This is a genomic window from Thalassospira sp. GB04J01, assembly GCF_000751115.1.
GTDB classification, from domain to species: domain Bacteria; phylum Pseudomonadota; class Alphaproteobacteria; order Rhodospirillales; family Thalassospiraceae; genus Thalassospira; species Thalassospira lucentensis.
The window spans coordinates 251,249-276,073 of the sequence record NZ_CCDX020000012.1; the positions used below are offsets into that span (position 1 = coordinate 251,249).

General features: G+C 54.3%; 20 protein-coding genes. 1 reads left to right on the forward strand and 19 read right to left on the reverse strand.

Features of this window, described 5'->3' with window-relative positions; all coding sequences use genetic code 11:
* Nucleotides 1-24: 24 nt before the first annotated feature.
* The 15 genes from AMM48_RS12445 to AMM48_RS12515 form a co-directional block, all read right to left on the reverse strand.
* Nucleotides 25-1,635: a GMC family oxidoreductase N-terminal domain-containing protein gene (locus tag AMM48_RS12445; RefSeq protein WP_102784299.1), complete on the reverse strand. Its 1,611-nt coding sequence runs from the start codon at nt 1,633-1,635 to the stop codon at nt 25-27.
* A 122-nt stretch (nt 1,636-1,757) separates the two neighbouring features.
* Nucleotides 1,758-3,284, reverse strand: coding sequence for an FGGY-family carbohydrate kinase (locus AMM48_RS12450; RefSeq protein WP_102784300.1), 1,527 nt, complete (start codon nt 3,282-3,284; stop codon nt 1,758-1,760).
* A gap of 5 nt (nt 3,285-3,289) precedes the next feature.
* Nucleotides 3,290-4,138 carry an aldolase gene (locus AMM48_RS12455; protein WP_102784301.1) on the reverse strand — a complete coding sequence of 283 codons (849 nt, stop codon included), beginning with the start codon at nt 4,136-4,138 and terminating at the stop codon, nt 3,290-3,292.
* A gap of 37 nt (nt 4,139-4,175) precedes the next feature.
* Nucleotides 4,176-5,870 carry a glycerol-3-phosphate dehydrogenase/oxidase gene (locus tag AMM48_RS12460; RefSeq protein WP_102784302.1) on the reverse strand — a complete coding sequence of 565 codons (1,695 nt, stop codon included), beginning with the start codon at nt 5,868-5,870 and terminating at the stop codon, nt 4,176-4,178.
* Between the two features lie 11 nt (nt 5,871-5,881).
* Nucleotides 5,882-6,877 (reverse strand): aldo/keto reductase, encoded by a 996-nt coding sequence (locus tag AMM48_RS12465; protein ID WP_102784303.1) that lies wholly within the window; start codon nt 6,875-6,877, stop codon nt 5,882-5,884.
* Entirely contained in the window at nt 6,877-7,839 is a 963-nt protein-coding gene (locus AMM48_RS12470) for a sugar-binding transcriptional regulator (protein ID WP_158246469.1), read from the reverse strand. Before AMM48_RS12470 ends, AMM48_RS12465 begins: the two co-directional genes overlap by 1 nt.
* Nucleotides 7,840-7,859: 20 nt before the next feature.
* Nucleotides 7,860-8,909, reverse strand: a complete 1,050-nt coding sequence (locus tag AMM48_RS12475; protein WP_102784305.1) for an ABC transporter permease — start codon at nt 8,907-8,909, stop codon at nt 7,860-7,862.
* Nucleotides 8,906-10,462, reverse strand: coding sequence for a sugar ABC transporter ATP-binding protein (locus AMM48_RS12480; protein WP_102784306.1), 1,557 nt, complete (start codon nt 10,460-10,462; stop codon nt 8,906-8,908). Before AMM48_RS12480 ends, AMM48_RS12475 begins: the two co-directional genes overlap by 4 nt.
* A gap of 120 nt (nt 10,463-10,582) precedes the next feature.
* Nucleotides 10,583-11,620, reverse strand: coding sequence for a substrate-binding domain-containing protein (locus tag AMM48_RS12485; protein WP_102784307.1), 1,038 nt, complete (start codon nt 11,618-11,620; stop codon nt 10,583-10,585).
* Nucleotides 11,621-12,240: 620 nt separating this feature from the next.
* Nucleotides 12,241-13,089, reverse strand: coding sequence for a fumarylacetoacetate hydrolase family protein (locus AMM48_RS12490; RefSeq protein ID WP_102784308.1), 849 nt, complete (start codon nt 13,087-13,089; stop codon nt 12,241-12,243).
* 37 nt (nt 13,090-13,126) lie between these two features.
* The gene (locus tag AMM48_RS12495) at nt 13,127-14,734 is read right to left on the reverse strand and encodes a GMC family oxidoreductase N-terminal domain-containing protein (protein WP_102784309.1); all 1,608 of its coding nucleotides are present in this window, start codon (nt 14,732-14,734) and stop codon (nt 13,127-13,129) included.
* A 15-nt stretch (nt 14,735-14,749) separates the two neighbouring features.
* Nucleotides 14,750-16,078: a TRAP transporter large permease subunit gene (locus AMM48_RS12500; RefSeq protein WP_102784310.1), complete on the reverse strand. Its 1,329-nt coding sequence runs from the start codon at nt 16,076-16,078 to the stop codon at nt 14,750-14,752.
* On the reverse strand, nt 16,071-16,670 hold the full coding sequence (locus tag AMM48_RS12505) for a TRAP transporter small permease subunit (protein ID WP_102784311.1): 600 nt from the start codon (nt 16,668-16,670) through the stop codon (nt 16,071-16,073). The genes AMM48_RS12500 and AMM48_RS12505 overlap by 8 nt, the downstream gene beginning before the upstream one ends.
* Nucleotides 16,671-16,746: 76 nt before the next feature.
* Complete coding sequence (locus tag AMM48_RS12510) at nt 16,747-17,763, reverse strand: TRAP transporter substrate-binding protein (protein ID WP_102784312.1); 1,017 nt, start codon at nt 17,761-17,763, stop codon at nt 16,747-16,749.
* Between the two features lie 86 nt (nt 17,764-17,849).
* Entirely contained in the window at nt 17,850-18,887 is a 1,038-nt protein-coding gene (locus AMM48_RS12515; RefSeq protein WP_102784313.1) for a C-terminal binding protein, read from the reverse strand.
* A 177-nt stretch (nt 18,888-19,064) separates the two neighbouring features.
* Between AMM48_RS12515 and AMM48_RS12520 the strand changes: the two genes are divergently transcribed.
* Nucleotides 19,065-19,760: a GntR family transcriptional regulator gene (locus tag AMM48_RS12520; RefSeq protein ID WP_102784314.1), complete on the forward strand. Its 696-nt coding sequence runs from the start codon at nt 19,065-19,067 to the stop codon at nt 19,758-19,760.
* A gap of 808 nt (nt 19,761-20,568) precedes the next feature.
* Here AMM48_RS12520 and AMM48_RS12525 read toward each other — a convergent pair.
* From AMM48_RS12525 to AMM48_RS12540, 4 genes are all read right to left on the reverse strand, one after another.
* Nucleotides 20,569-21,330, reverse strand: coding sequence for a DeoR/GlpR family DNA-binding transcription regulator (locus tag AMM48_RS12525; protein ID WP_102784315.1), 762 nt, complete (start codon nt 21,328-21,330; stop codon nt 20,569-20,571).
* Between the two features lie 23 nt (nt 21,331-21,353).
* Nucleotides 21,354-22,289, reverse strand: a complete 936-nt coding sequence (locus AMM48_RS12530) for a sugar-binding transcriptional regulator (RefSeq protein WP_102784316.1) — start codon at nt 22,287-22,289, stop codon at nt 21,354-21,356.
* Nucleotides 22,290-22,384: 95 nt separating this feature from the next.
* Complete coding sequence (locus tag AMM48_RS12535; protein ID WP_102784317.1) at nt 22,385-23,317, reverse strand: TIM barrel protein; 933 nt, start codon at nt 23,315-23,317, stop codon at nt 22,385-22,387.
* Nucleotides 23,317-24,825 carry a glycerol-3-phosphate dehydrogenase gene (locus tag AMM48_RS12540; protein ID WP_102784318.1) on the reverse strand — a complete coding sequence of 503 codons (1,509 nt, stop codon included), beginning with the start codon at nt 24,823-24,825 and terminating at the stop codon, nt 23,317-23,319. Before AMM48_RS12540 ends, AMM48_RS12535 begins: the two co-directional genes overlap by 1 nt.

The window sequence follows — 24,825 nt, forward strand, 5'->3', positions numbered from 1 at the left end:
GCAATATGGACTAATCACGTACGTCTAATGCCTGTCCTCAAGGATCATTTCACTGGCTTTTTCGGCGATCATGACCACGGGGGCGTGGGTATTGCCCGAGACAATGGTGGGCATGACGGATGCGTCGACGATGCGCAAATTGTCAAATCCGCGCACGCGCAAACGTGCGTCAACAACGGTCATCTTGTCGTCGAGCCTGCCCATTTTTGCTGTACCGACCGGATGAAAGATGGTGGTTGCGACGGCACCGGCGGCTTCTGCCAGAGCTTCGTCAGACGTAACATCCGGGCCAGGCGCAAATTCGTTGGGATGGAATTTTGCCATCTGTCTGGTGGCCATTAATTTACGGGCATGACGAATGGACTGGATGGAGACCAGACGGTCTTCGGGGGTGCTCAGGTAATTGGGCGCAATGAGCGGCGAATGCATCGGGTTATTTGATGCCAGCGTTACCCGCCCCTTGCTGGTCGGCCGCAGGTTACAGACCGATACCGTGATGGCCGGAAAGTCGTGTAAGGGATCGCCGAACTTATCCAGCGACAATGGCTGCACATGGTATTCGATGTTAGGTGTTAGGTGACTGTCATCTGAACGGGTGAAAATGCCCAACTGACTGGGTGCCATCGCCATCGGCCCACGCCGGCGTAATGCGTAATCAAGGGCAATTTTGGCTTTACCCAACAGGGTTGATTGCATTTCATTGAGGGTCTTTGCCCCCTGAATGCGAAAGGCGGTGCGGATTTGCAAATGGTCCTGAAGGTTTTCGCCGACCCCGGGAATGTCGTGTTTGACCGTGATCCCATGATCGCGCAGTTCCTGCGCCGGACCAATTCCCGACAGTTTCATGATCTGGGGCGAGCCAATCGCCCCGGCAGACAAGATAACTTCGCGGTGCGCCGTCACATGGCCGACTTTGCCAAACCATTGATAGTTAACGCCGCGCACAACCCCACCATCAACATCAAGGCCGGTCACGATGGCCTTGGTCAAAACGTGAAGGTTGGAACGCGTCATGGTCGGTTTTAGAAAGGCGCGCGCGGCACTCCAGCGGACACCTTTTTTCTGGGTTACATCAAAATAGCCTGACCCGGCATTATCGCCATCATTGAAATCATCGGTTTTGTGAATGCCGATTTCTTCGGCACCATCACGCACTGCATCAAGTACATCCCAGCGCAGACGTTGTTTTTCCACCCGCAATTCGCCCTGCGTTCCATGCCCGTTTGACGGGGTGTGATAGCATTCGGATTTGACAAAATAGGGCAAGACATCATTCCAGCTCCAGCCGGTCGCACCATCGGCCTGCCAACGATCATAATCAGCCGCCTGCCCGCGCATATAGATCATGCCATTGATCGAGGAGCAGCCCCCCAGAACCTTGCCACGCGGATAGGCAATTGCACGCCCCCCAAGCCCCTTTTCCGCGACCGTTTTATACAGCCAGTCGGTTTTGGGATTACCAATACAGTACAGATAGCCAACAGGAATATGGATCCACGGATAGCTGTCCTTTCCACCGGCCTCAATTAGCAACACACGGTTTTTCGGATCGGCACTGAGCCGATTGGCCAGAACGCAGCCCGCCGACCCGGCCCCGATAATGATGTAGTCAAAGGATGATTGATCGAGCGACATCTGTTTCCTCAGCGATGGCAAAATCGGCACGATGGCTTAAGCCCGCCCGAACCGTTGGCGGCTTTTGATCCCGTATGTGTGTGAACCCCTGTCAACGACACCGCTGACAGGGGGAAAACGGATCAGGAGGTGGAACTTGCCGCGGCAAACCGTGACCAGAATGGCACCATCGCCTGTTCAAGTTCCCCCCACAGGGCAAACCGTTTGCGATAGACCTCGCTGGCAACCGGGTTCGGGGTGTAATGACGATCAGTTTGGACCATCTTGTCAGCCGCCTGTTCGTAGTCATGATACATTTCGACACCGACAGATGCCGCCATCGCCGCACCAAGGGCACCGGTTTCCTGACATTTCGCCACAGTCAGCGGCAATTCCAGAATATCGGCGATGATTTGTGGCCAGATGTTGCTGCGTGCCCCACCGCCCGACAGGATGATGGTGTCAAATGTCACACCGGTCGCACGGAGCTTGTCCATGTGGCGTAAATGGGCAAAAATCACACCTTCGTAAATTGCGCGCAACATATCGCCGCGGCCATGCCAACCACCAACCCCAAAGAACCCGGCCCGCGCCATCCCGTTGCCTGGTGCGCCATACAGATACGGATGATAGAATGGTGCGTCGAGGCAGAGCGTGCTGTTGGTCACCAATTCATTGGCCAGTTCGAACGGGGATTTCCCGGCGACAACTTCACCATCATGTTCCAGAAATTCGCGCACCACCCATTCAAGATTGACCGCCGAAGTTGCCGAACTTTCAATCGACATGAAACGACCATCGGCATAGCCCGACGACATGAAAATCTCGTTCTCGTTTTCAAAGTCGATGTTTTCGACGACGAGCTGATTGATGCTCCAAGTGCCGACAATCATCGATGCCTGCCCCGGTCGCGCCACGCCAGAACCAAGCGCACTGGCAATCACGTCAAAGAAACCGGCAACAACGGGGGTGCCTTCTCCAAGACCGGTTTGATCGGCGACCGCCTTGCTGACATGACCAACGATTTCGCTGGGATGGGCCAGACGGGGCAATTTTTCACGGGCATCGCCAATATCAAATGCCTCAAGCAAGGCATCGTCATAGGTATTTTCAGGCATGCGCAACATGCCGCACCCGCCCATATCGGAAATGTCGGACACCAGTTCACCGGTCAGCGCATGCGTCACCAGATCCTTGCACAGCAGAACCGTTTGCGTCGCCTGATAGATTTCGGGCCGTTCGCGTTTAACCCATGCCAGCAATGTCGGTGTTTGCGATACCCACGGACGTTGACCGGAAATCGGATAGGACACATCCCCAACCCCCTCGGACTGGAGCTGATCAACCAGCGCATTGGCCCGTGTATCAAGCGACTGAATGCCAAGAAGGGCCGTCGCATTATCACCCAAAAGATACAAGCCGTTGCCGTGGCCCGCACTGCCAATGGCGGCAATGTCAGTCGCATCAACGCCGGATTTTTTGACGACTTCGGCCACAACGGTCAGCAAATCATTACGCAATTGATCAATATCGCGCTCAACAAAGCCCGGCGCGGGACAATGCGAAACAGCTTCGCGGCTGGCGTGGGCAATTTCAGCCCCGGCCGCGTCGAACAGCACGGTCTTAACAACCGTGTTGCCCGCATCAATGCCAAGAAAATAACGTGCCATCAGCCTTAACCTTCAAACCCGCTGTAGATGTCCCAGGCGGCCTGTCCATCCGCACCATCGTGGATCATCGCCATCAGGGCGGCGACAACGGCCTTGGGATTGTCGTGTTGATAAATATTCCGGCCATAGACCATACCGTGTGCCCCCTGCGCCATCAAAGCCGCCGAATTATCAAACACAGTTCGAAGGTCGGCCTTGCCACCGCCGCGCACCAGTACCGGACAGCGGGCGGCCTGAACAACATGATGGAAATCATCGGGATTGTCGGTCGGGTCGGCCTTGATGATATCAGCGCCCATTTCACGCGCCAGACGTACCAGTGTCGTGACTTTTTGCGTATCGCCATCCACCAGATAACCACCACGTGCGCTGTTGGGCTGCATGACAAGTGGTTCGATCATAAGCGGCATACCGTATTTTTCGCAGTCATTGCCCAGTTTTGAGATGTTTTTTACGCACTGACGGAACAGGTCCGGCTCATCGGGCAGCATGAAAAGATTAACGACAACGCAAGCTGCATCCATACGCAAGGCAGGCAAGATCGGGTCGGATTCATTTTGCATGACCGCCCACATCGACCGATGGCGTTCCTTGTTATAGGGGTTGCCCATATCAACCCGCATGACCAATGCCGGGCGGTTTTCACCGGGAAGTTCCTGTAACAGGTCCGACTGGCCATAGTTCATCTGAATGGCATCAGGCCCAGCATCGACCAGGGTATTGACCACCGACTGGACGTCTTCCAGACCAACCATGAAACTTGGTTCGTTACAGACACCGTGATCAATGGCGACATCAAGACAGCGGCCGTTTTTCATCAAACGATTAAGACGGACTTTTTTCGATACAAACATGTTTCCTCCTCTGGCCGGGGTGTTCCCGGCACTTCATTCAGACAATGCTGTGCTTCTTGCCCATTTCGTCGGTGAGCAAAGACTTATGACGATCAAGGTCGGCGTTGGACCACCCCAGAACCGTGGCCATCAGGTCCCCGATTTCGTCGATCAAATTTTGGGAAATGCCGCCTTCAAGCCCGATGGCGGTGCGGCGCAATACAATGTCAGACAGGCTGCGGACATTTTCATTGCGGATCAGGAATTCGATTTCACGCTGGCTGTATGTTGGCACCGCGTTTAACGGTGCATCCTTTTCGGCCTGACAGAACCGTGCAACGTCAATGGCACGGCTGCCATAACGTTCGACAAGACGTTCAAAAACCTGACGATCCATCGTCAGATCACCAAGGACAGTATCCATCCAGCGTTGTTGATCCTTCCCGACCGGTGGGAAATCGCGCCCCCCACCAATGCAAAGATCGGTGGTTCGGCAACGACGTTTCCGCCCCAGACGTTTTAAGACAACATCGGTGATTTCTTCGCCAAACACCCGGAACGTTGTCCATTTTCCGCCGATCAGGCTGATGACCGGAAAATTACGTTTTTCGTCGGGTTCCTGTTCGCGATGTGAATGATCACGGCTGATCCGCCCGGTGGCATCGGCATCACTGACGGGCAAGGGACGCACACCGGTAAAGACATGAACAATATCATCGCGGGCGACATCAATATCAGGAAAGACAAAGCGCAGCGCACTTAGCATGTAGTCTTTTTCGCTGGCTTCGCAGCGGGCCAGTTCGGGATCATCAATCAGGATATCGGTTGATCCGACCAGCGACACGCCAAGATAGTTAAAGGCAATGCAAATCCGGCCATCTGCATTTTCGTAATAGACCATCTGATCGCCAAGGGCGTTGGCCAATTGCGCGTTACGGATCATCAGATGTGACCCCTTGGTCCCGCGCACGAAACGCGGGGTATTGTTGGCCTGATCACCGGCCAATGCCTGATTGGTGAAATCAACCCAGGCCCCGGTGGCATTGACCACCAGATCGGGGGTAATGCTGCCGGCCTCGCCGGTCAGGCGATCACGCCAATGGATATCAGCCCCATCGACCTTTTCGACCCCGACATAGGAAAAAGCACGCGCATCCGGGCAGGCTGCCTCGGTATCAAGGATCATCTCGACACCAAGCCGTTCGGGATATTTTACCCACGCATCGTAATAGATTGCCCCAAACCGGGCATCGGGGGTTATGGACGGCGACATCGCGCGCAATTTCCGACCAGATACAAATTTATGTGCGGGCATAGAGCGGCTTTTGCGCGACAGCCAGTCATAAAGCATCAAACCGATCTTGATCATGACAGCCGACCGGCGTGATGGTCCCTTTCCTAAGCCGATAAAGCGTTTTAGTGACGCAAAAGATCCGTGGAAAAGATCAAAAATCGGCACCAGTGTTGGTAACGGAAACACATAGTGCGGCGCATTGCGCAGCAGGAAATCGCGTTCCTGCAAAGACTGACGCACCAGACGAAATTCACCATTTTCAAGATAGCGCAACCCACCATGGACCATCCGCGACAGCGCGGCACTGGCCCCAGAACAAAAATCCCCCTGTTCAAGCAGCACAACATCAACCCCCTGAAGGGCAAGATCACGGAACACACTGATCCCGTTGATCCCGCCCCCAATCACCACCACCGTGGCGCGTTTGGGTATGGCAGTAACTTGTGAACTATGCGTCATCACACAATCAATCAGGCTGCACGCGCAACAGGACCAAGATGGGCCGCAATTGCACTGTCAATGACCGCCAGTTCATCAGTTGAAAGTGCGATTTCACCTGCACGGGCGTTTTCAATGGCCTGGGCCGGATTACGGGCCCCGCAGAGTGAAAACGTGATGCCGGGCTGGGCAATGGTCCAGGCAATGACGACCTGCCCCGGTTCGACATTATGGGCCGCCGCAATGGGTTGCAGGACCTTCATGAAGTCGGCAACCCGCTGACGGTTTTCAACAGAAAACTTTGGATTTTCACGACGCAGGTCGTCGCCTTCGAACACGCGGTCTGGGCCGATTTTGCCCGACAAAAGCCCCAGCGCCATCGAGGAATAGCTGAGCACTGCGACATTGTTTTCAAGGCACATCGGCACGAGCTGATCTTCGAGCTTGCGTTCAAGCATGTTGTAGCATTCCTGAATGCAATCAAGCTGGCCGCTGGCGAGGTATTGCGTCATTTCGTCGGCATTGACGTTGCTGATGCCGATTGCGCGGATTTTGCCTTCGCGTTTGAGGTCTTCGAGCACGCCCATGGTTTCGGAAATCGGCGTGGTCGGGTCCTGCCAATGGGTGATGTAAAGATCAATATAGTCGGTGCGCAGGCGTTCCAGGCTGGTTTCCAGCTCTGCACGAACCGATTCCGCGCCAAGATAGCGATGAATTTTCTTGTCATGCTCATCGACAAAATAATTCCCCTTATCGGTATCCCAGACCATGCCGCATTTGGTGGCGATCACCACCTGATCGCGGCGGCCCTCAACGGCCTTGCCGACCAGTTCCTCGGCGCGGCCAAGACCATATGCCGGAGCAGTATCAATCATGGTAATCCCGGCATCGACCGATGCCTGAATGGCATTGATGGAATTGGCATCATCATGCCCACCCCACATCCAGCCCCCCATGGCCCACGTGCCAAGACCGATGGCCGACGCAGATACACCGGATTTTCCAATTTCACGAATAAGCTGTGCCATTAGGCATCTCCTTTTAGAATGTCGGTCACCGCATAGGCGGTTTGCTCGTCTATTGCCAAAGTCGTCAGGAAGTCACCGCGCAGGATCGAGGCAATCGGTTCTGCCTTGTGTTGCCCGCTGGCAATCGCAAAGCGGTGCGGGATCTGACGCAATTCATCAAGTGACAGTGCCACCACCCGGTCATTGGCCGGATAGTCACAGGGTTTGCCATCGGCATTGATCAAATGGGCCAGCAATTCCCCACAAGCCCCGGCCCCCAGAACGTCATCGCGGTCAATATCGCCATCAAGCGACAGATAGGTCGATGTGGTTTCACGCACCGACCCAATCCCCATCACCGCGATATCGGCGGTACGGGCCGTATCAAACACGTCACGGATTGAGCGCACATCAAGCAATGTGTCACGTGCTTCACGCGATCCGGCGATGATCGGGGCATGCAACTGCAATGCGCGGCCGCCAAGCTTTTCGGCCATCGCCATCGAGACGTGATTGACGTCGGTATAATATTTCCCCTGAACCCCGCCGGTGGCCGGAACGACGGTGACGTCATAGCTGCGTTTGGGTTTCATCGCCTCGACAATGGCGCTGACACCCACCCCGCCGGAAATGGCAATCGTCATGCCATCTTCAAGCGTTTCAAACAGCGCGGCGACGGCGGCATCGGCGGTCGACTTGATGGTAATCTGTGGATCGGTGGAGACTTCGGGCACGACAATCGCATTTTCGATCCGTCCCAGTTCGGCAATGATCGCACCAAGGTCGGTCATATTGCCAAACGGCGATTTCACCGTAATTTCCACCAGCCCACGTTCCTGACCTTCCTTGACCAACCGGTTTACGGTGGTGTGTGACAGGCCGGTCATTTCGGCGATCTTTGCCTGTGAAATGTTCTGTTCATAGAACATCACAAGGACCTTATGCAGACGTCGCAGGCGTTCAAATTCTGTGCTGTTGGTCATGATATTTGTTCCTGACGCCATTATGATTTTGCCGATGTGCTGCGTTTGCGCTTGTTAAGCAAATGATCCGCAGACACCGCCACCAGAAGGATCAGGCCACGAATGATGTCCTGCCAGTACACCGGCACATCAAGAAGGATCAGCGAACTTGTCACCAGCGACAGCAACGCCGCCCCCAGAACCGCCCCGAAAATCGTCCCGGCCCCGCCATTGAGACTGGCGCCGCCAATCACGGCCGCCGCAATGACACTTAACTCCATACCAATGCCAAATTGCGGTGTCGCGGCCCCAAAACGCGCCATATAGACAACCCCGGCCACCCCGGACAACAGTCCGCATAGGGTCGAGCAGATGATCTTGATGCGTTTGGTTTTAATGCCTGAAAACAGGGCGGCCTTTTCATTGCTGCCGGTGTAATAGACTTTTCGAAACAGTGTTGAGTGGCGCAACAGCAAATCAAAGAACACCACAACTCCAAAGAACAGGATGATGACAAACGGCATGCCCGCAATATCCCCCTGACCGATGAACTTAAAACTTGGCGGCAGCGAAAACAGCGACTGCGGGGTGCCCTTGGTGATCAGAAGTGACAGGCCGCGTGCAATCACCATGAACGCCAGCGATACGATAAAGAAATGCAAGCCGATCCGGGTCACGCACTGCCCCATCAGATACCCGAGAAAACCACAGGCAAGCACGGCAATCAGGCTGGCCGACCATGGATCAAGTCCCATCAAGAACAGCTTGCCACCAATCACCATCGCCAAGCAGACGACCGAGCCGACAGACAGGTCAATCCCCCCGACAATCAACAAAATGGTCATGCCGACAACGACGATGCCCTCGATCGAAAAGGACAGCAGCATGGCGCGGAAATTCTGCCAGGTCAGGAAGTAGGGCGAAGCAAAGCTCATCGCGATGCAAATGATCAGGATGATGGCAACAAGACCGGCTTCGCGGGCCTTGAAAATGCCAAGCATCCGGTTATGCACACCGTTCTGCACTGCGGTTGCCTCCGGTTTGTTTGTTTCAGATTTGGTTTCGGTTTTGAGTGCCTTGGCCGACGTCATGACGCCATCCCCTCTGTGGTCGCGTTCATGCTTTGGCCTGTGTTTTGTGATGTGCTTTGACATGCGATGCCCGAGGCCAGTTTCATGATTTCTTCTTCGGTCATCAGGTCATTTTCGACCTGGCCGGCGATCTTGCCTTCGTGCAGGACCAGAATGCGGTCACACAGGCCGATCAGTTCGGGCATTTCCGATGAAATCACCAGAACACCAACACCTTCGGCGGCCAAATTGCGCAAAATTGTATAGATTTCGCTTTTTGCCCCGACATCGACACCGCGGGTTGGTTCATCGAAAATGATGATCTCGGGATGGACCGACAGCATTTTGGCAATTGCTACTTTTTGCTGATTACCGCCACTGAGGGATGAGACCGGCTGACTGACATTTTCACAGCGCAGCGATAATAATCGTCCCAGTTCCTCGGCCCGCGTGGTTTCGGCCCTATGCCGGACAAAGCCGTTTGCACTTACGTGGCGAAGATCAAGGGCGGTGATGTTTGCTGCAATCGACAGATCAAGGAAAACACCCGATCCCTTGCGATCTTCGGACAGATAGACCAAACCGTTTCGAATGCTGTCGGAATAGTCGCCGACCTCAAACGGTTTGCCGTGCATGGTAATGTCGCCATTTGTTTTACGGCCAAGACCGCAAATCGCGTGTGCGGTTTCGCTGCGCCCCGCCCCGATCAAGCCACCAAGGCCAAGGACCTCGCCTTTGCGCAGATCAAAGCTGACGTCACGTAAAACCCCGCCATCCGACAGATTGCGCACTGACAGCAAACAGGATGTTTGCGCCGTTAGGTCCGGGTTTTTTGCCGGAAACTGATTAAGGATTTCACGCCCGACCATCTTGGTTGCGATTTCATCGGGGTTGGTTTGCGCCGTCATCAGCGTGTCAACAAACGCCCCATCCCGAAATACGGTGATGCGATCCGAAATTGCAAAAATCTCGGCCATGCGGTGACTGATATAGATGATGCCGATGTTGCGCGATTTCAGATCGGCAATGATGCGAAACAGCGCCTCGGCCTCTGTATCGGTCAGGGCGGCGGTTGGTTCGTCAAAGATCAGGACATCGCAATCAAGTGTCAGGGCCTTGGCAATTTCGACGATTTGCTGGCTGGCAATCGGCAGGTTTCCGACCTTTTCATCAACCGGGATCGGGATCAGGTCGGCCAGAACTTTTTGGGCCCGCGCGCGAACTTCGCGATCATTCATCAAAAACGATGTGCGCGCATTTGTCGCCGCCATCAGGATGTTTTCGGCCACCGAAATATCAGGACATAGTGCAATTTCCTGATGCACCAGACCAATGCCATGGGCCTGTGCCTTTGCCGGGTCGGGCAGGACGATGTCGCGTCCCTTAAAATGGATCCGTCCCTGATCGGGGGGGAAAACACCGCTTAGGATGTTCATCAGCGTCGATTTTCCGGCACCGTTTTCCCCCATCAGGGCATGCACTTCGCCGGGCATCAGTGACAGATTAACGCCGCGCAGGGCATGCACCGGGCCGAATGACTTATGGATATCGTGGACTTCAAGAATGGGCTGCATTGAACGAAATGCCTTAAGATGGAAGGAAGGGCACCCCTTCCTTTTGGTAGGAAATACGTGGGAAAACCAAAAGGAAGGGTGTTCTGGCCGCTATGGGCATAGCGACCAGAGTGCGTGTCCTTATTCTTCGATACCTTTGGTACCGCGACGTTTGAGATAGGCTTCCCAATAGAAGTCATCGGCATTTTCAGCCGTGACCACCGCATAGCCATTATCGATATAGGGCACCATCATCGGGTTGGTACCCGAACGTTTGTAATCGTTCATCGGATCAATCAGATCAGGATGGGCGGCCAAGAACAGGGAGATAAAGCCCATATAGCCCTGAATGCCCTGGTTCGGGTTGATCGAACCAAAGACTTCGCCCGCCTTGATCATATCAAGGATTTTGGCATTCACGTCAGCCGTCATGACCTTGATGTCGGCCTTGGTTTCAATGGCGGCCTGTGCTGCACCAAGTGCACTGTTGGCTTCTGGCATAAAGACCGCACCAAGGTTCGGATGGGCCTGATGCATGGTCAGAACCGCGTTATAGGCCTTGGTCGGGTCCTGATTGGATGCCGCACGTGCCACCAGTTTCATGTCGGGGTGTTTTTCTTCCATGCGGGCAATGAAGGCCGACACACGACGGTCGTGGTTATCCTGCCCCGGATTTTCCAGAACGGCATATTCGCCTTTTCCGTCCATGGCATCGGCAATGGCGTCGGCAGCAGCCGCACCTTCGCGGTCATTGTTTGAGGTGATGTAGGCGGATCGTTTCGAGTTCGGGGAATCCGCAGCAAAGGTCACAACCGCAACACCCTGCTCAACCGCGCGGTCAATCGGGGCGATGAACGGGTCAGAGTTCATCGGATGCACCATGATGCCAGCTGGCTGACGGGCCAGAACCTGTTCAAAGGTGGCGATTTGCTTGTTCACGTCATATTCCGGGGTGCCGGTATATGCCGTTTCACAGCCCATTTGCTGGGCAGCCTGCTTGAACATCTCATAAACAGGGAACCAGTATTCAACGCCACTTACCATGACGTTCATCACGTAAAGCTCGCCCGGTTCGCACTGGAACGCGCTTTTATTGCCGTCTTGGGCCATTGCCGAAGACGCGGTAAGAGTCAGAAAGGCAGCCGCTGCTGTTCCCAGCAGCATTGATTTGATTTTCATGTTATCCTCCCTAATGCGTAACCAAGTCCCGGCTCTTCACAACGCGGCATGGTTCGCAAAATGTTATTTATGGTAGATATTTCATTGATCGAAATATCTACCATCCATTTGGGTTGATCCCATTTCGGGAGTCAACATGAAATATATTTCAACCCATTGGTTCGACGTGTAACCGTTGATTACCAATGGTTAACTCTGCCTGAGAAAAATTTCCCAAAGCCTTGTTTGCCAAAGTTGATGGTTTTAAATTCGGTATGATGTTTTGGCGACGCGACCCGAACTGATGCCTTCACTGTGTTTTTCAAAACCATGAAAAAGCTTTCCACCGTTTGCAGTCTGGCCCTCGGGATGATCGCACGTCGATCAAAACCACACAAACCCCAGAAACAACAAAACCCAACCTTTTCAGGCTGGGTTTTGAAAGTGATGCTGCCCGTGGGAGAAACGAACTCCCACTCATTGGGTGAAACAGATTTTGAGCCCCGAATGTTCCGCAAAACGGGCAGCACACAAGGGCAGCTCAACCTGTCATTTTCTGACGTCAGAGCTCCGGCGTTTTAAAAATTTCTGACAGAGTTGGCGTCATGAATGATGTTAACGACAGATATCAGAACAAATTGTCATTGGTCATTTGCCACAACACTCTGCCGCTGTGTGCCAAGCCCCTCAACAGACAGTTCGACAATATCACCAGCACTCAAAAAGCGCGGCGGTGTGAGGCCCAGACCGACACCTTCCGGTGTTCCGGTTGCAATAATATCGCCCGGCATAAGGCGCATGAAGCCAGACATATAAGATATGATTTCAGCCACGGAGAAAATCATGTCGGCGGTTGAGCTGTTCTGCACCGTCTCGCCATTGACCGAAAGGCTTAAACCCAGATTTTGGGGATCGCCTGTCTCATCAGGTGTGACCAGCCACGGGCCAAGCGGGCCGAAATTCGGGGCTGATTTTCCTTTGATCCATTGGCCGCCGCGCTCGATCTGATAAGCGCGCTCGCTGACATCGTTGATCGTGCAAAAACCGGCGACGTAATCCAGCGCTTCATCTTTGCCTACATAGCTGCACGGGCGGCCGATAATGATGCCGAGTTCGACTTCCCAGTCTGTTTTAACAGAGCCGCGCGGCAAAATGATCGGATCATTTGGCCCGCAAATGCTCGATGTTGATTTTGAAAACAGGACCGGTTCTTTCGGTTCGGGATTATTGGTTTCGCGCGCATGGCGGGCATAGTTCAAACCCACCGCATAAAAGTTGCGTGTCGCACCAACGCACGGGCCGATGCGCGTGGCGGGATCAATGATCGGCAAATCAGACAGATCACGCTCCGCCAATGCCGCCAATGCGTCGCAGGTCACGGTTTCCGGGGTGAAATCGGCAATCACAGCCGAAAGATCGCGAATGTTCCCGTCAGAATCAATACATCCGGGCTTTTCGTTTCCGATGGGGCCGTGGCGGAGAAACTTCATACTTCAGTCCTTTCAAAATGGTCTTTTAGATGCGCGCTCAGGCAGAGCGCAAAATCATGTCGGCGGCTTTTTCCGCGATCATCACCACCGGTGACGCGGTGTTGCCCGATACGATGCGCGGCATGATCGACGCGTCAACAACGCGCAGACCCGCCACACCACGCACCCGCAATTGCGGGTCAACCACCGCGGCGTCATCAACGCCCATGCGGCAGGTGCCAACGGGATGGAAAATGGTTGTGCCGATATCTCCGGCGGCACGCGCCAGACTGGCATCGTCTGTGATGTCCGCCCCCGGAAGGTTTTCGTGCGGGGCATATTTTTTCAATGCTGGCATGGTCATCAAGTGCCGTGCCTGACGCAGCGCGCAAACCGCAACCTCCACATCGCGACGGGCACTAAGGTAACGCGGTGAAATCTCGGGGTGCGCGGATGGTTCGGTGCTTGATATATGGGTTGAACCACGGCTGTCGGGGCGCAGATTGCACACCGATACCGTCACCGCCGGATAGGGATGAAGCGGTTCTCCCAGCTTGTCGGTAGACAGCGGCTGAATATGATATTCAAGGTCCGGCGTTGTCATTTCCGAACTGCTTTTGGTGAAAATGCCAAACTGGCTGGGCGCCATGGATAACGGGCCGGAACGGTTCCACAAATAACGCGCCCCCATGCCGATTTTGCCCGCCCATGAATTGGCCACCTGATTGAGCGTGCGGGCATTTTCAACCCGGAAAATCATCCGAAGTTGCAAATGATCCTGCAAATTTTCGCCGACATCGGGCATATCGCGATGCACATCAATGCCCGCCTTTTTAAGGCGTTCACCCTGACCGATGCCCGATGCTTCAAGCAATGCCGGGGAATGGATGGCACCGGCGGCCAGAATGATCTCCGATTTTGCCGTCGCCTGAAAAACAGAACCTTTATGCGTGAGTGTCACGGCATTTGCGCGGCCATCCTCAAATGTGATTTTTTGAACATGTGCATGGGTCAAAAGACGCAGGTTCGGGCGTTTAAGCGCAGGCTTAAGAAACGCCCGTGCCGCACTCCAGCGACGCCCGCCATTCTGGTTGACCTCGAAATAACCGGCCCCCTCATTGTCACCGCCGTTAAAATCATCGGTCGGTGGCACGCCCATTTCTTCGGCGGCACGCTGAAAATCATCGAGCAAATCCCATTTAAGGCGTTGGCGGGCGACTTTCCATTCACCGCCTTCGCCGTGGATTTTGCCATCCCCACCCGGCCGGTCTTGTGAACGGATAAAATACGGAAGTACATCGTCCCAGCCCCAGCCAGTATTTCCCATCTGGGCCCAGCCGTCATAATCAGCAGCCTGACCGCGCATGTAAATCATGCCGTTGATCGAACTGCACCCGCCCAGAACCTTGCCGCGCGGATAGGCAAGGGCGCGGCCGTTCAAACCGTCCTCTTTGGTGGTTTTCATCATCCAGTCGGTGCGCGGATTGCCCATGCAGTAAAGATAACCGACAGGAATGTGGATCCACGGATAATTGTCCTTTCCACCCGCCTCAATCAGCAGAACACGGTGGGCCGGATTTTCGCTCAGCCGGTTTGCCAAGACGCATCCAGCCGTGCCCGCACCAATGATGATATAATCGTACTCGCCGTCTAAAGTGCGTGTCATGTCGGTACCTGGAAATTAGTAAATTGCGATTGCCGGGAACAGGATCAAAAGGCCGACGGCCAGAACCTGAAGGCAAATGAACGGCGCAAGCGACTTGAATATCTCGCCAAGCGTGATGTCGGGCGGGGTCACGCTTTTCAGATAAAACGCGGCGGGCCCGAACGGCGGTGTCAGGAAAGAAACCTGCATGTTCATCGCAAACAGCACCCCGAACCAGACCGGATCATAGCCAAGCTCAAGAATGATCGGCACGAAAATGGGCATGGTCAAAAGTGCGATGCCGACCCAGTCAAGAAACATGCCGAGGATGAAAAGGATCAGCATCATGAACAGGATAATCACGATGGGCTGATCTGAAATGCCGGTAATCAGCTGCGATATAAAGCTGATACCACCCATCAGGTTGTAAACGCCGACCAGCGCGCTGGCACCGATGCCGATCCACATGATCATGCCAACCGTCGCCAAGGTATGCAGGGCTGCATCCAGCAGCATGCGGAACGAAAATTCCCGGCGCAAAATGGTTGAAACAATCACACCAGCAACCCCGATGGCGGATGCTTCCGTGACCGACGCAACGCCGCCGTAAATAGAGCCAAGCACCATAAATACTACCAGAAATGGTAAAACAAGGCCGCGCAACAGTGGCAGGTTATCGCGGAACGAAACACGCTCCACCGGTGTGGGCGGTGCGGCGTTCGGATCAAGATAGGACCGCAAAAGAACATAGGCGATATAAAGCCCGGCCAGCATGAAGCCCGGCACAAAGGCTGCGGTGAAAAGATCACCGACCGAAATATTGGCCGTCAGGCCGTAAATGATCAGAACGATGGAGGGCGGAACCATCGTGCCGAGCGACCCACCCGCACAGACAACCCCGATTGCCAGACGCCGGTTGTAACCAAGGCGCAACATCTGCGGCAGCGCGACAAGGCCGAGCAACACGATTTCACCGCCGATAATGCCGCTCATCGCCGCAAGGATCACGGCAACGAAAATTGTCTGAACGGCAACCCCGCCGCGCAGGCGACCACCGACGAGTTTCATCGCGTCAAACAGGTCACGCGCAATGCCCGACCGGTCAAGGATGGCCGCCATCAACACGAACATCGGCACCGAGACAAACACAAAGGATGACACGAAACTATAGACGCGGCTCGTGATCAACGGCACCGAGCTCGGTCCGAACCAGCCCACCGCAAAAATCAGCGCGACAAACAGCGTCACCATCGCAAGCGGCGTTCCGGTCAATAACAGCACCACCAGAAGGGCGAACATCAGCAATGTTCCCCAACCGATCCCCAGTGCCTTGAGGTTCAGTCCAAGATCAAGAAGGTCAAACATTGTCATGCCCTTTTGGCGCTTTGGTGCCGCGTGCGTAATTGAATGTCAGGATAAGAAACTGAAGGCTCATGGTAACAAGCACGCACAGCAGGAATATTTTCAAAACGGCGGGTGCGGGCGAATTCCAGGCACTTCCGCTGGTTTCCAGTGCCAGACTTCCGTCCGGGCGGAACATCGCCTTTTGAACCATCAGCCAGGACGCCCATGCGAAAAACAGGCTGGCCCCCAGACAGGCGATGGAAATGACCACGTCAAGCACATGGCGTACACGCGACCGGACAACATCGTAAACCAGAACAACGCGGATATGCGTGTTGCGTGCGACACAGTAAAGCCCGCCAAAGATAAAGGTGATGGCGCTTAAAAATATGGTTGTCTCATGCGCCCATATTGTCGGCCGGTTGAACACGTAACGCAGAAAAACCTCCGTCACGAGGATCGCCATCGCCGCCAGAATACAAACCGCAAATGCACGTGCGGCGACGGTTATGGCGCGCCCAAGCCAGCCTGCCTGCGGCAGGGCCTCGCCATGGGGCTCATCGGTTTGGGGCATGTCGGGTGTGGTAGGGTTGTGATCGGAGGGCGCGGACATGGCTGGCCAATCGTTTCAAGCAGAATGATGATCGGAAAAATATCCGGGCGCGATCAACGCGCCCGGAAACATGGCATCAGTCCAACAGACCTTGCGATTCCAGATATTCGGTCAGCAAGTCATAGACCTTCTGCGCATTTTCAGACTGCGCAGCGACCTTTGACCACTGATCCATTGCGATGGTACGGAATTTCGCACGTTCTTCGGCCGACCAGTTATGAACCGTGATCGACGGATCGGCTTTGGCTTCCGCAACAGCTTTCAGGTCATTCATCGACAACTGGGCAACCGCGTCCTGCGCAAAGTCACGCACGGAAACTGTCATGATTTCCTGCAAGTCTTCAGGCATCGCATTCCATTTCTCAAGGTTCATCGAAACCTCGACCAGCGGCATGGAATGGAAGCCCGGATAGACGGGATGGACGGCAACCTTGTGCAGGCCTTGCTGGTGGTTGGTTGAAAATACCGTGGAATCGGCGGCATCAATCACACCCTTATCGAGCGACGTATAAACCTCCGAATAAGGCAGGTTCACGGGAACCGCACCCGCAGCGGCAAAGACTTCCTGAATGAGCCCTTCGGGCGCACGTACTTTCAGGCCTTTAAGATCGGCAACCCCGTCAAGCGGGCGGTCAGACACAAAGCCCTCAAGGCCGGTTGTCGTCGCGCCGACAAAACGCAGGCCATACGGCTCTTCAAGTTCGTTCATCAACTCATAGCCGCCGCCATAATTGATGAAACGGAACATTTCATCAGGCGACGCCCATGCGCCAATCGGGTTGGCGACAAGGCCAAACGCCGGGTCCTTGCCGGAAAAATAGCTCACATCGGTGATGTGGCCGTCCAGAATACCAGCGCCGACAGCTTCCTGTGTCTCGCTGTAATTGACAACTGCACCAACCGGCAGAAGCTCGATCGCAATGCGCCCGCCCGACATCTTTTTGACGCGCTCGGTCCATTCTTTCTGAATGGCAAAGTTGGGGTTTCCGGCCGGATCAACCGACTGGAATGTAAGATCAAATTCCTGTGCAGCGGCGGTGGTGCCACTCATCAGAAGTGCCGCAAAAGCGACGCCGAGATATGTTTTTTTCATAATGTTTTCCTCCCTGATTAAAGCATGTTTTAGCGATCCCATGCCTTTGGACCATTTCGCAAGTCAGACTTTATCTCGCACCCGGATCAGCTCGCACGGCGCAAACGGGTTTGTGCCGGTGCGTTCACCAGATTGCGCAACGTATGATCGCGCAGATATTGCATCGCGGTTTCAACCGAAAGACGGCGCGCATCGGCCACACTTTCCGGGCTCGACCATGCCGCATGCGGTGTTAAAAACAATCGCTCGCCGACAATTGGATCCTTGCCATTGGCATAGGCCAGCGCGATGGCGTCTTCCGGTGCGGGCGGCTCTGTCGGCAGCACATCAATACCCGCACCGGCAATCGTGCCGTTTCGCAAGGCATCAAGCAGTGCGTCAATGTCGATAATTGCGCCGCGTGCGGTGTTGATCAGAATCGCATGGGGCTGCATCGCGGCCAGTCGTTCCGCGTTGATCATCTTGTGGCTTTCCGTCGTCAGCGGGCAATGCAGGCTGACAACGTCACTTTGCGCCAAAAGATCCTCCAGCCGGTCACAGCGATCCACACCAGCGGCAATTTCAGTACCTCTCGATACCAGCGGGTCATATGCCAGAACGCGCATGCCGAACGCCTTTGCCCGAAGGGCCGTGGCAATGCCAATGCGGCCAAGGCCGACAACGCCGAATGTTTTGCCACGAAGCCGGGCCAGTAGCGGGGCGCGGGCATGGTCAAATCCGCCGCGCGGCGAGTCCATCAGGTTTCTGTGATACGAACCGATACCGCGCCGCATGGTCAGCATCAGCGCAATGGCATGGTCTGCAACCTCGCTTGTGCCATAGTCCGGCGTATTGCACACCGGAATGCCCGCTTCGGCTGCTGCATCCAGATCAATATGGTCAAATCCGACACCGGCGCGCACGATGATCTGGCACCGGTCAAGCTTTGCAATCACTTCGCGGGTGACCGGCATTTCATGCCACACAACCATCGCATCGCATTTGCCCAGCACATCGTCGGGAATGTTGGCTGGTGAACGTTCCCGGAAAATATCCCAGTCGACCTGGTCGCCGGACGTGCGGCGCTCAATCTGCGCGTCGTCTGGATATTGGGCGTCGGGTGTGAGTAGGCGAAAGCGTGACATAAAGACCTCTTCGGGGTTCGTCGGCATCAGGTATCATCAAATCGTCATTCTAGAATTCTAGAATTTTAATGACTTGTCAACTGTGATTCTTTGGTGTTTGATAGCTGAGCAAAATCAGGGGATTGAAGGCAATTGTTGCCCTCACGGAACTGATCTGAAAATGCGAAGGAGAGTGCTGTGTCGCTCACTCAAGAGGCTTGTGAACGACTTCGCGGTGCGATCGTATCGGGCAAGCTTGAATTTGGCGAGCGGTTGTCCGAGGAGCAGATTGCCCGCGCACTGGGCATGAGCAAAGCACCCGTGCGCGCGGCGTTCACAGATCTGCGCGATATGGGGTTGGTCAGCATTGTGCCGCAGGCCGGGACGTATGTTTTTACGCCCACGCCACAGGACGTCAAAGAAATGAGCCATTTTCGCGCGATGCTGGAGCGCGAGGCGCTCGGCAGTGCGCTGGCGCGTGATCCGGACGGTCTTGTGCAAGGGCTTTCAGCGGCGATCGTGCAAATGCAGCACGCTATTGATGTTCAGGAATTCACGCTCTACAGCCGTGCGGACAGTGCATATCACCGTGTGATCCTGCATCATGCTGGCAACCGCTATCTGGAAAAAGCCTATGATCTGACCGCCACAGCACTCGAAGCTCTGCGCGCCCATTTGCAATCGGGCGAAGGGGATTTCTGGCAGCGCTCCTTTGCCGAACACACGCAGATGCGCGATTTGATGGCAAAACGCCAGTTTGATGACGCACAGGCCTTACTGGAGGAGCACATTCTGGTGATCAACCGGTCGATTTCACTGCCTTCTGCGAACATCAACCAGCGCACCAAAAGCCGCAGACGCTCTGATGAAGAGTATGCAATATTGCTTTCGTAATCACTTTTGTCGCGTTCGCGGGATATTTGGATACTAGCAGCCACATACGGTGCGCGTTGCTACCAACGGCTTGCGCAAAAACGGCTTTGAGATTTCGCGCGCGAAGGTAAAGAAAACCGTGAGGCGGCCTATGCGATAGCCAGTGACAATGGCTGTCGGCCCCTGCCATACATGCGGAAAAGACCAGCATCGCAGCATCACGGCGCAAGCACCGAACCGTCGATGTCACATCAAGTACCGGGACTAAACACAGTTGCTAAAGTATCGGCATCGTACTTCATTAAGAAATTCGGGGAATTCAAAACCTTAAAGCCATCTCTGAGAAGACATTCCAAAACACAAATACGGAATGAGACTCTTTGGCGCGATTATCAAATCGCTGAAAGCAAGGAAAAGTGTGATGGTGCCCCCGGGGAGAATCGAACTCCCACTCACTAAGTGAAACAGATTTTGAGGCTATATGAAATACAATAAAATCAACGGGATTTCCGGGGTGTATCTCCAATTTTCATGTCGAGATGTCAGTGTTTTCGACAGATTTCCGGAATGAAAGATTGGTTATAAAGAACGTATTCAAGACAGTAAAATCGCAACGTTCGAACATACAAGCTGAATTTCATTTGATGGGTCCATTCAACTTCCACGCACATCACACTTGATAGGCTCAGACTTTAGCTTACTACAATCAACAAACTTCAAACGAACGAGAGCAAAGTGCCATCCGCTAAAAACTTGCACTCAGAACCATACGTCCGGAACAGAGTCGCGGTGTAATTTTCGAACATCAACGATTCTTAGCATCACCAGATTATTCCGCAATCACAAGTTCCGTTTCAACGGATTCAATTTGTGCACGTGCTGACTCAGATGGCTGAGCATCAGTGATCACCGCCGAGAACTCAGAAAACGGAGCGAGAACGTGAAGTGCAGTGTGATCGAACCGCAAGTGGTTAATCAGCAACACCGAACGTGACGCTGCATCCATCATCCGCCGTTTGGTGCGGGTGATGTCATCATCCATGTGATAGACGTGCCCATCGCCTGCGGCAGGTGTTGAAATGAAAGCAATATCAGCACGCAGTGCAGCAAGGGTTTCCTCAGTTACCCGACCAACCCAGGCATTGTATTTCGCTGAATAACGACCACCAAGTGCAAGCACCGTGATCCCAGGTTCGGATTTGAGCTGCTCCATGACGGCATCATTGTTTGTAATCACAGTAAGTGGACGTTTTTCAGGCAACAGGCTTCCCAGAACCGCAGCAGTAGAGCCGTCATTGACCATAACCGTCATGCCCTGCTCCACCCATTCAAGGGCGGCGCGTGCCATACGCTCCTTGAGATCGTGTCCTTGAAGGTTGCGAAAACGGAAGTCACTTTCAAACTGTGACCCTGGCTCGATCGTTGCACCACCACGCGTCCGGCGCAGCAACCCTTCGCCTTCAAGATCATCGAAATCACGATGAATGGTCATTTTCGACACGCCGAAAGTCTCGGCAAGTTCATCAAGCTGCACGGCACCATCGCGCACCAATGCATCAAGGATCTGCTGCCTGCGGTCGTCTCGTTTCATGGGGTGTCCTTTTGCGCGGTATGTCAATCGAGCAGGGCGCGCGCGGTTCTCTCGTCGGTGATAAGGCCAGCCACCCTACCCGATCGCAGCACCGCCCGGATCGCATTAATCTTATCCGGTCCGCCCGCAATCGCGACAATATCCTCTTTACGCTCAGGATCATAGCCCACTGCCAGCGTTCGCGCAGAGAGCGTCGTTTTAACAACAGCCCCATCGGCATCAAAGAAATCGCCAAGCATTTCACCCCGTGCACCGGCAGCAGCGATTTCTTCTATTTCAGCAGGTTCAATCATACCTGAAGACACAAGCTGTGCATCGGCAGTCGCCGTCCCGATTCCGACAACTTTGAGCGTTGCCTCCTGCGCCATGCGGAATACATCATCCACTCCACGCTGTGAAAGCAGTACTTCGCGATCTTCAACCGTATTAGCAAAAAAGGGCACAGGCATAACATAAGCCCGTGCGCCGGTTTTTTCGGCAAGACGGTGCATAACATCATGCGGGTTGGCCGAGAAATTTCGGGTCAATCCACCAAGCAAAGAAACAAAATTAAGGCCTTTCGCATCTGTCCGGGGAAGTTGACGAGTGACTTCGGCCAATGTGCGGCCGTGTCCCAATCCAATAATTGTATGCTCACCCGCCTCAAACTGGCGTTTAAGATACGCCGCGCCGGCTAGCGCCAATGCACGCACGGGTAGCCCTTCCTCGCCAATATCCGGTGCCACTTCGCAAAGCTTGAGGCCATAAGCTTCAAACAGCCGTGTTTCAAGCTGGACACACTCGACGATGTCCCCTTCAATCGAGACTTTCACATGCCCGTCGGCGACAGCTTTGGCGATAAGCCGGTGTGCCTTAACCGATGGCAAGCCTAGCCTTTTTGCAACCTTGGCCTGAGTCAGGCCACCAACATAGTGCATCCAGGCAGCCCGAATGGCGAGCGTTTCGTCAGTTTCGTTCATAACATCTTTCAGCCCGGAAGGGCCTCAGCTAAAAAGGTTTCTTCCTTATAAGACCAGCGTGGAAACGATGGAAGCACTACCCGAACAATACGTTGTCAAAGTTTCAGCGACGACGCACCGGTATCAATGTGTGGCGCCCAGAAGGCAACGCTTTCCGCAATCTGAGGGATCACTTCCCGGTCATTGGGTTCACGTTCCTTAAAGGACAGTTCAAGACAAATCTCGTTATTTACGGCCCCGCCTTGCGCGAAAGCCGATAACAATGGTTCGGGCTGGATGCGGCCACGGGCATTGAACTCGGCGGTGAACGGGCGATGACCTCCTTTGTCCATCAAACTTTGTTTGATGTGAATAATCGGCGAGATTTTTGGGACGGTACGCGCCCAAGCATAAGGATCGAAATCATTCGGGTCATCCGATGTCACGTCGCCATGATCAATATCGGCCATCATCCACATCGGAACGGCCATGTTCGCAGCCGTCAGCCGGTCTTGAAGCGAAATGCATTCGGCAATGGTCTCCCCAAATTCGCGTGCAATGCTCATCGGTTCCCAGAAAATATAGTCCAGACCGGCGGCTTTTCCGTGCTCGGCAACTTCGGCCCAGCAATCAATGGCGATTTTGATCATTTCCTCACGCGCAGCTGGGTCATCCTGCTCGCGGTAGGTCAGGATGGCAAATTGCGTCCCCACAGAGGTCCCACCGAGATCCGCAATGATGTCAGCAAACGACTTAAACCAATCAACATAATAGCGTCGAACGTCAACATCGGGATGACCAAAGTGGTTCAAGCGCCCATAAGGGCCCGTCATGCCCGACGTCACGCACACACCGGTGCGCCTCATTGCGGCCCCCATTTGCCGCGTAAGCCGTCGAATCACAGGTGCAGGCCAAGACGGATTGATGAATTCATGCGTAAGTTGAAGATCACGAATGCGCAGATCACGAGCCACGCAATCAATCAGGTCATCGGGATCCGCAAAACGGTTCACCAGCGGATTGGTGTTAAGAGAAAGGCTCAGGGTCATCAGGAAACTACCGCGTATGTTGTGTCGAACCATTCAGTGAATGTTGAAATTTCGACCTCGGTCATATCGAGCCGGTGTTTGGTGCGACGCCAGATAATATCCTCGGCCGTCATCGCCCATTCGTTTTCTACCAGCCAGTTGACCTCTGCCTCATAAAGATGCGCGCCGAAAAAACGTCCCAACCCGTCAAATCCTGTCGCATTCCCCACAATCCGACGGGTCAATGTCCCATAACGCCGCCCGTAATAGTCGCGTAACGGTCGTGGCATCCACGGGAATTCAGACTTCAACACCTCACCGAACGCAGAATAATCGGCGTCAGGCATATCCCCGCCGGGAAGTGCGGCACCTTCTGTCCAGTCATCGCCCATATCCGGAAAGATGTGACGGATTTCGCGCATCCCGCGTTCTGCAAGTTCCCTGAATGTTGTAATCTTGCCCCCAAAAATGTTCAGAAGCGGTGCTTCTCCACCCTCGTCGAGGTCAAACACATAATCCCGGGTAACCGCCGATGGGTTGCCATTGCCGTCATCAAACAAGGGCCGAACACCCGAGAATGTCTCGAGAATATCCTCACGCCGGAGTTTTTCCTTGAAGTAACGGTTCACGCAATCGAGCAGATAGGAAATCTCGTAATCATCAATCGCAACGTCTTCTGCCTTGCCGTCATAGGCAATATCTGTTGTCCCGATCAGCGCCTTGTCACCCTCATAGGCATTAATAAAGATCACGCGCTTATCGTCATTCTGAACAAGATAGCTGTGCGGCCCATCCCAGAACTTTGGCACGATGATGTGACTGCCTTTGACAAGTCGCACATTGCGTGTCGAATTGGCACCAGCAACCCGGGTCAGGACATCGGTTACCCACGGGCCAGCGGCATTCACCAGACATTTCGCAACAAATTCGCGCGTTTCTCCGGTAAGCCTGTTCTGTGTACTGACATGCCATTTGCCATTTTCGCGACGCGCACTTACTGCTGGCGTACGCGTCATTACAATCGCACCGCGTTGTGCGGCATCCAGCGCATTTAACGCGACCAGACGTGCGTCATCTACCCAGCAGTCCGAGTATTCGAACCCTCTTTTATACGTATCAAGTAACGGCGCACCCTCGGGATCCCTGTGCAGGTCAAGTGTGCGTGTCCCCGGCAGCTTTTTTCGTCCCCCTAGATGGTCATAGAGAAACAACCCCAAACGCACGAGCCAGGCAGGACGGTCCTGAGGCGAATGCGGCAAGACAAAGCGCAAAGGCCAGATAATATGCGGGGCGGCGTTCATCAGAACTTCACGCTCAATCAGGGCTTCCCGCACCAGACGGAATTCGTAATATTCCAGATAGCGCAATCCCCCATGCACCAGTTTTCCTGAACGTGATGAGGTCCCTTCGGCCAGATCGTCCTTTTCGCACAGGGCGACCTTCAGACCGCGACCAGCGGCATCACGCGCAAAGCCTGCGCCATTGATACCGCCACCAATGATAAACAGATCGAGTTCCCGGATGCCCAT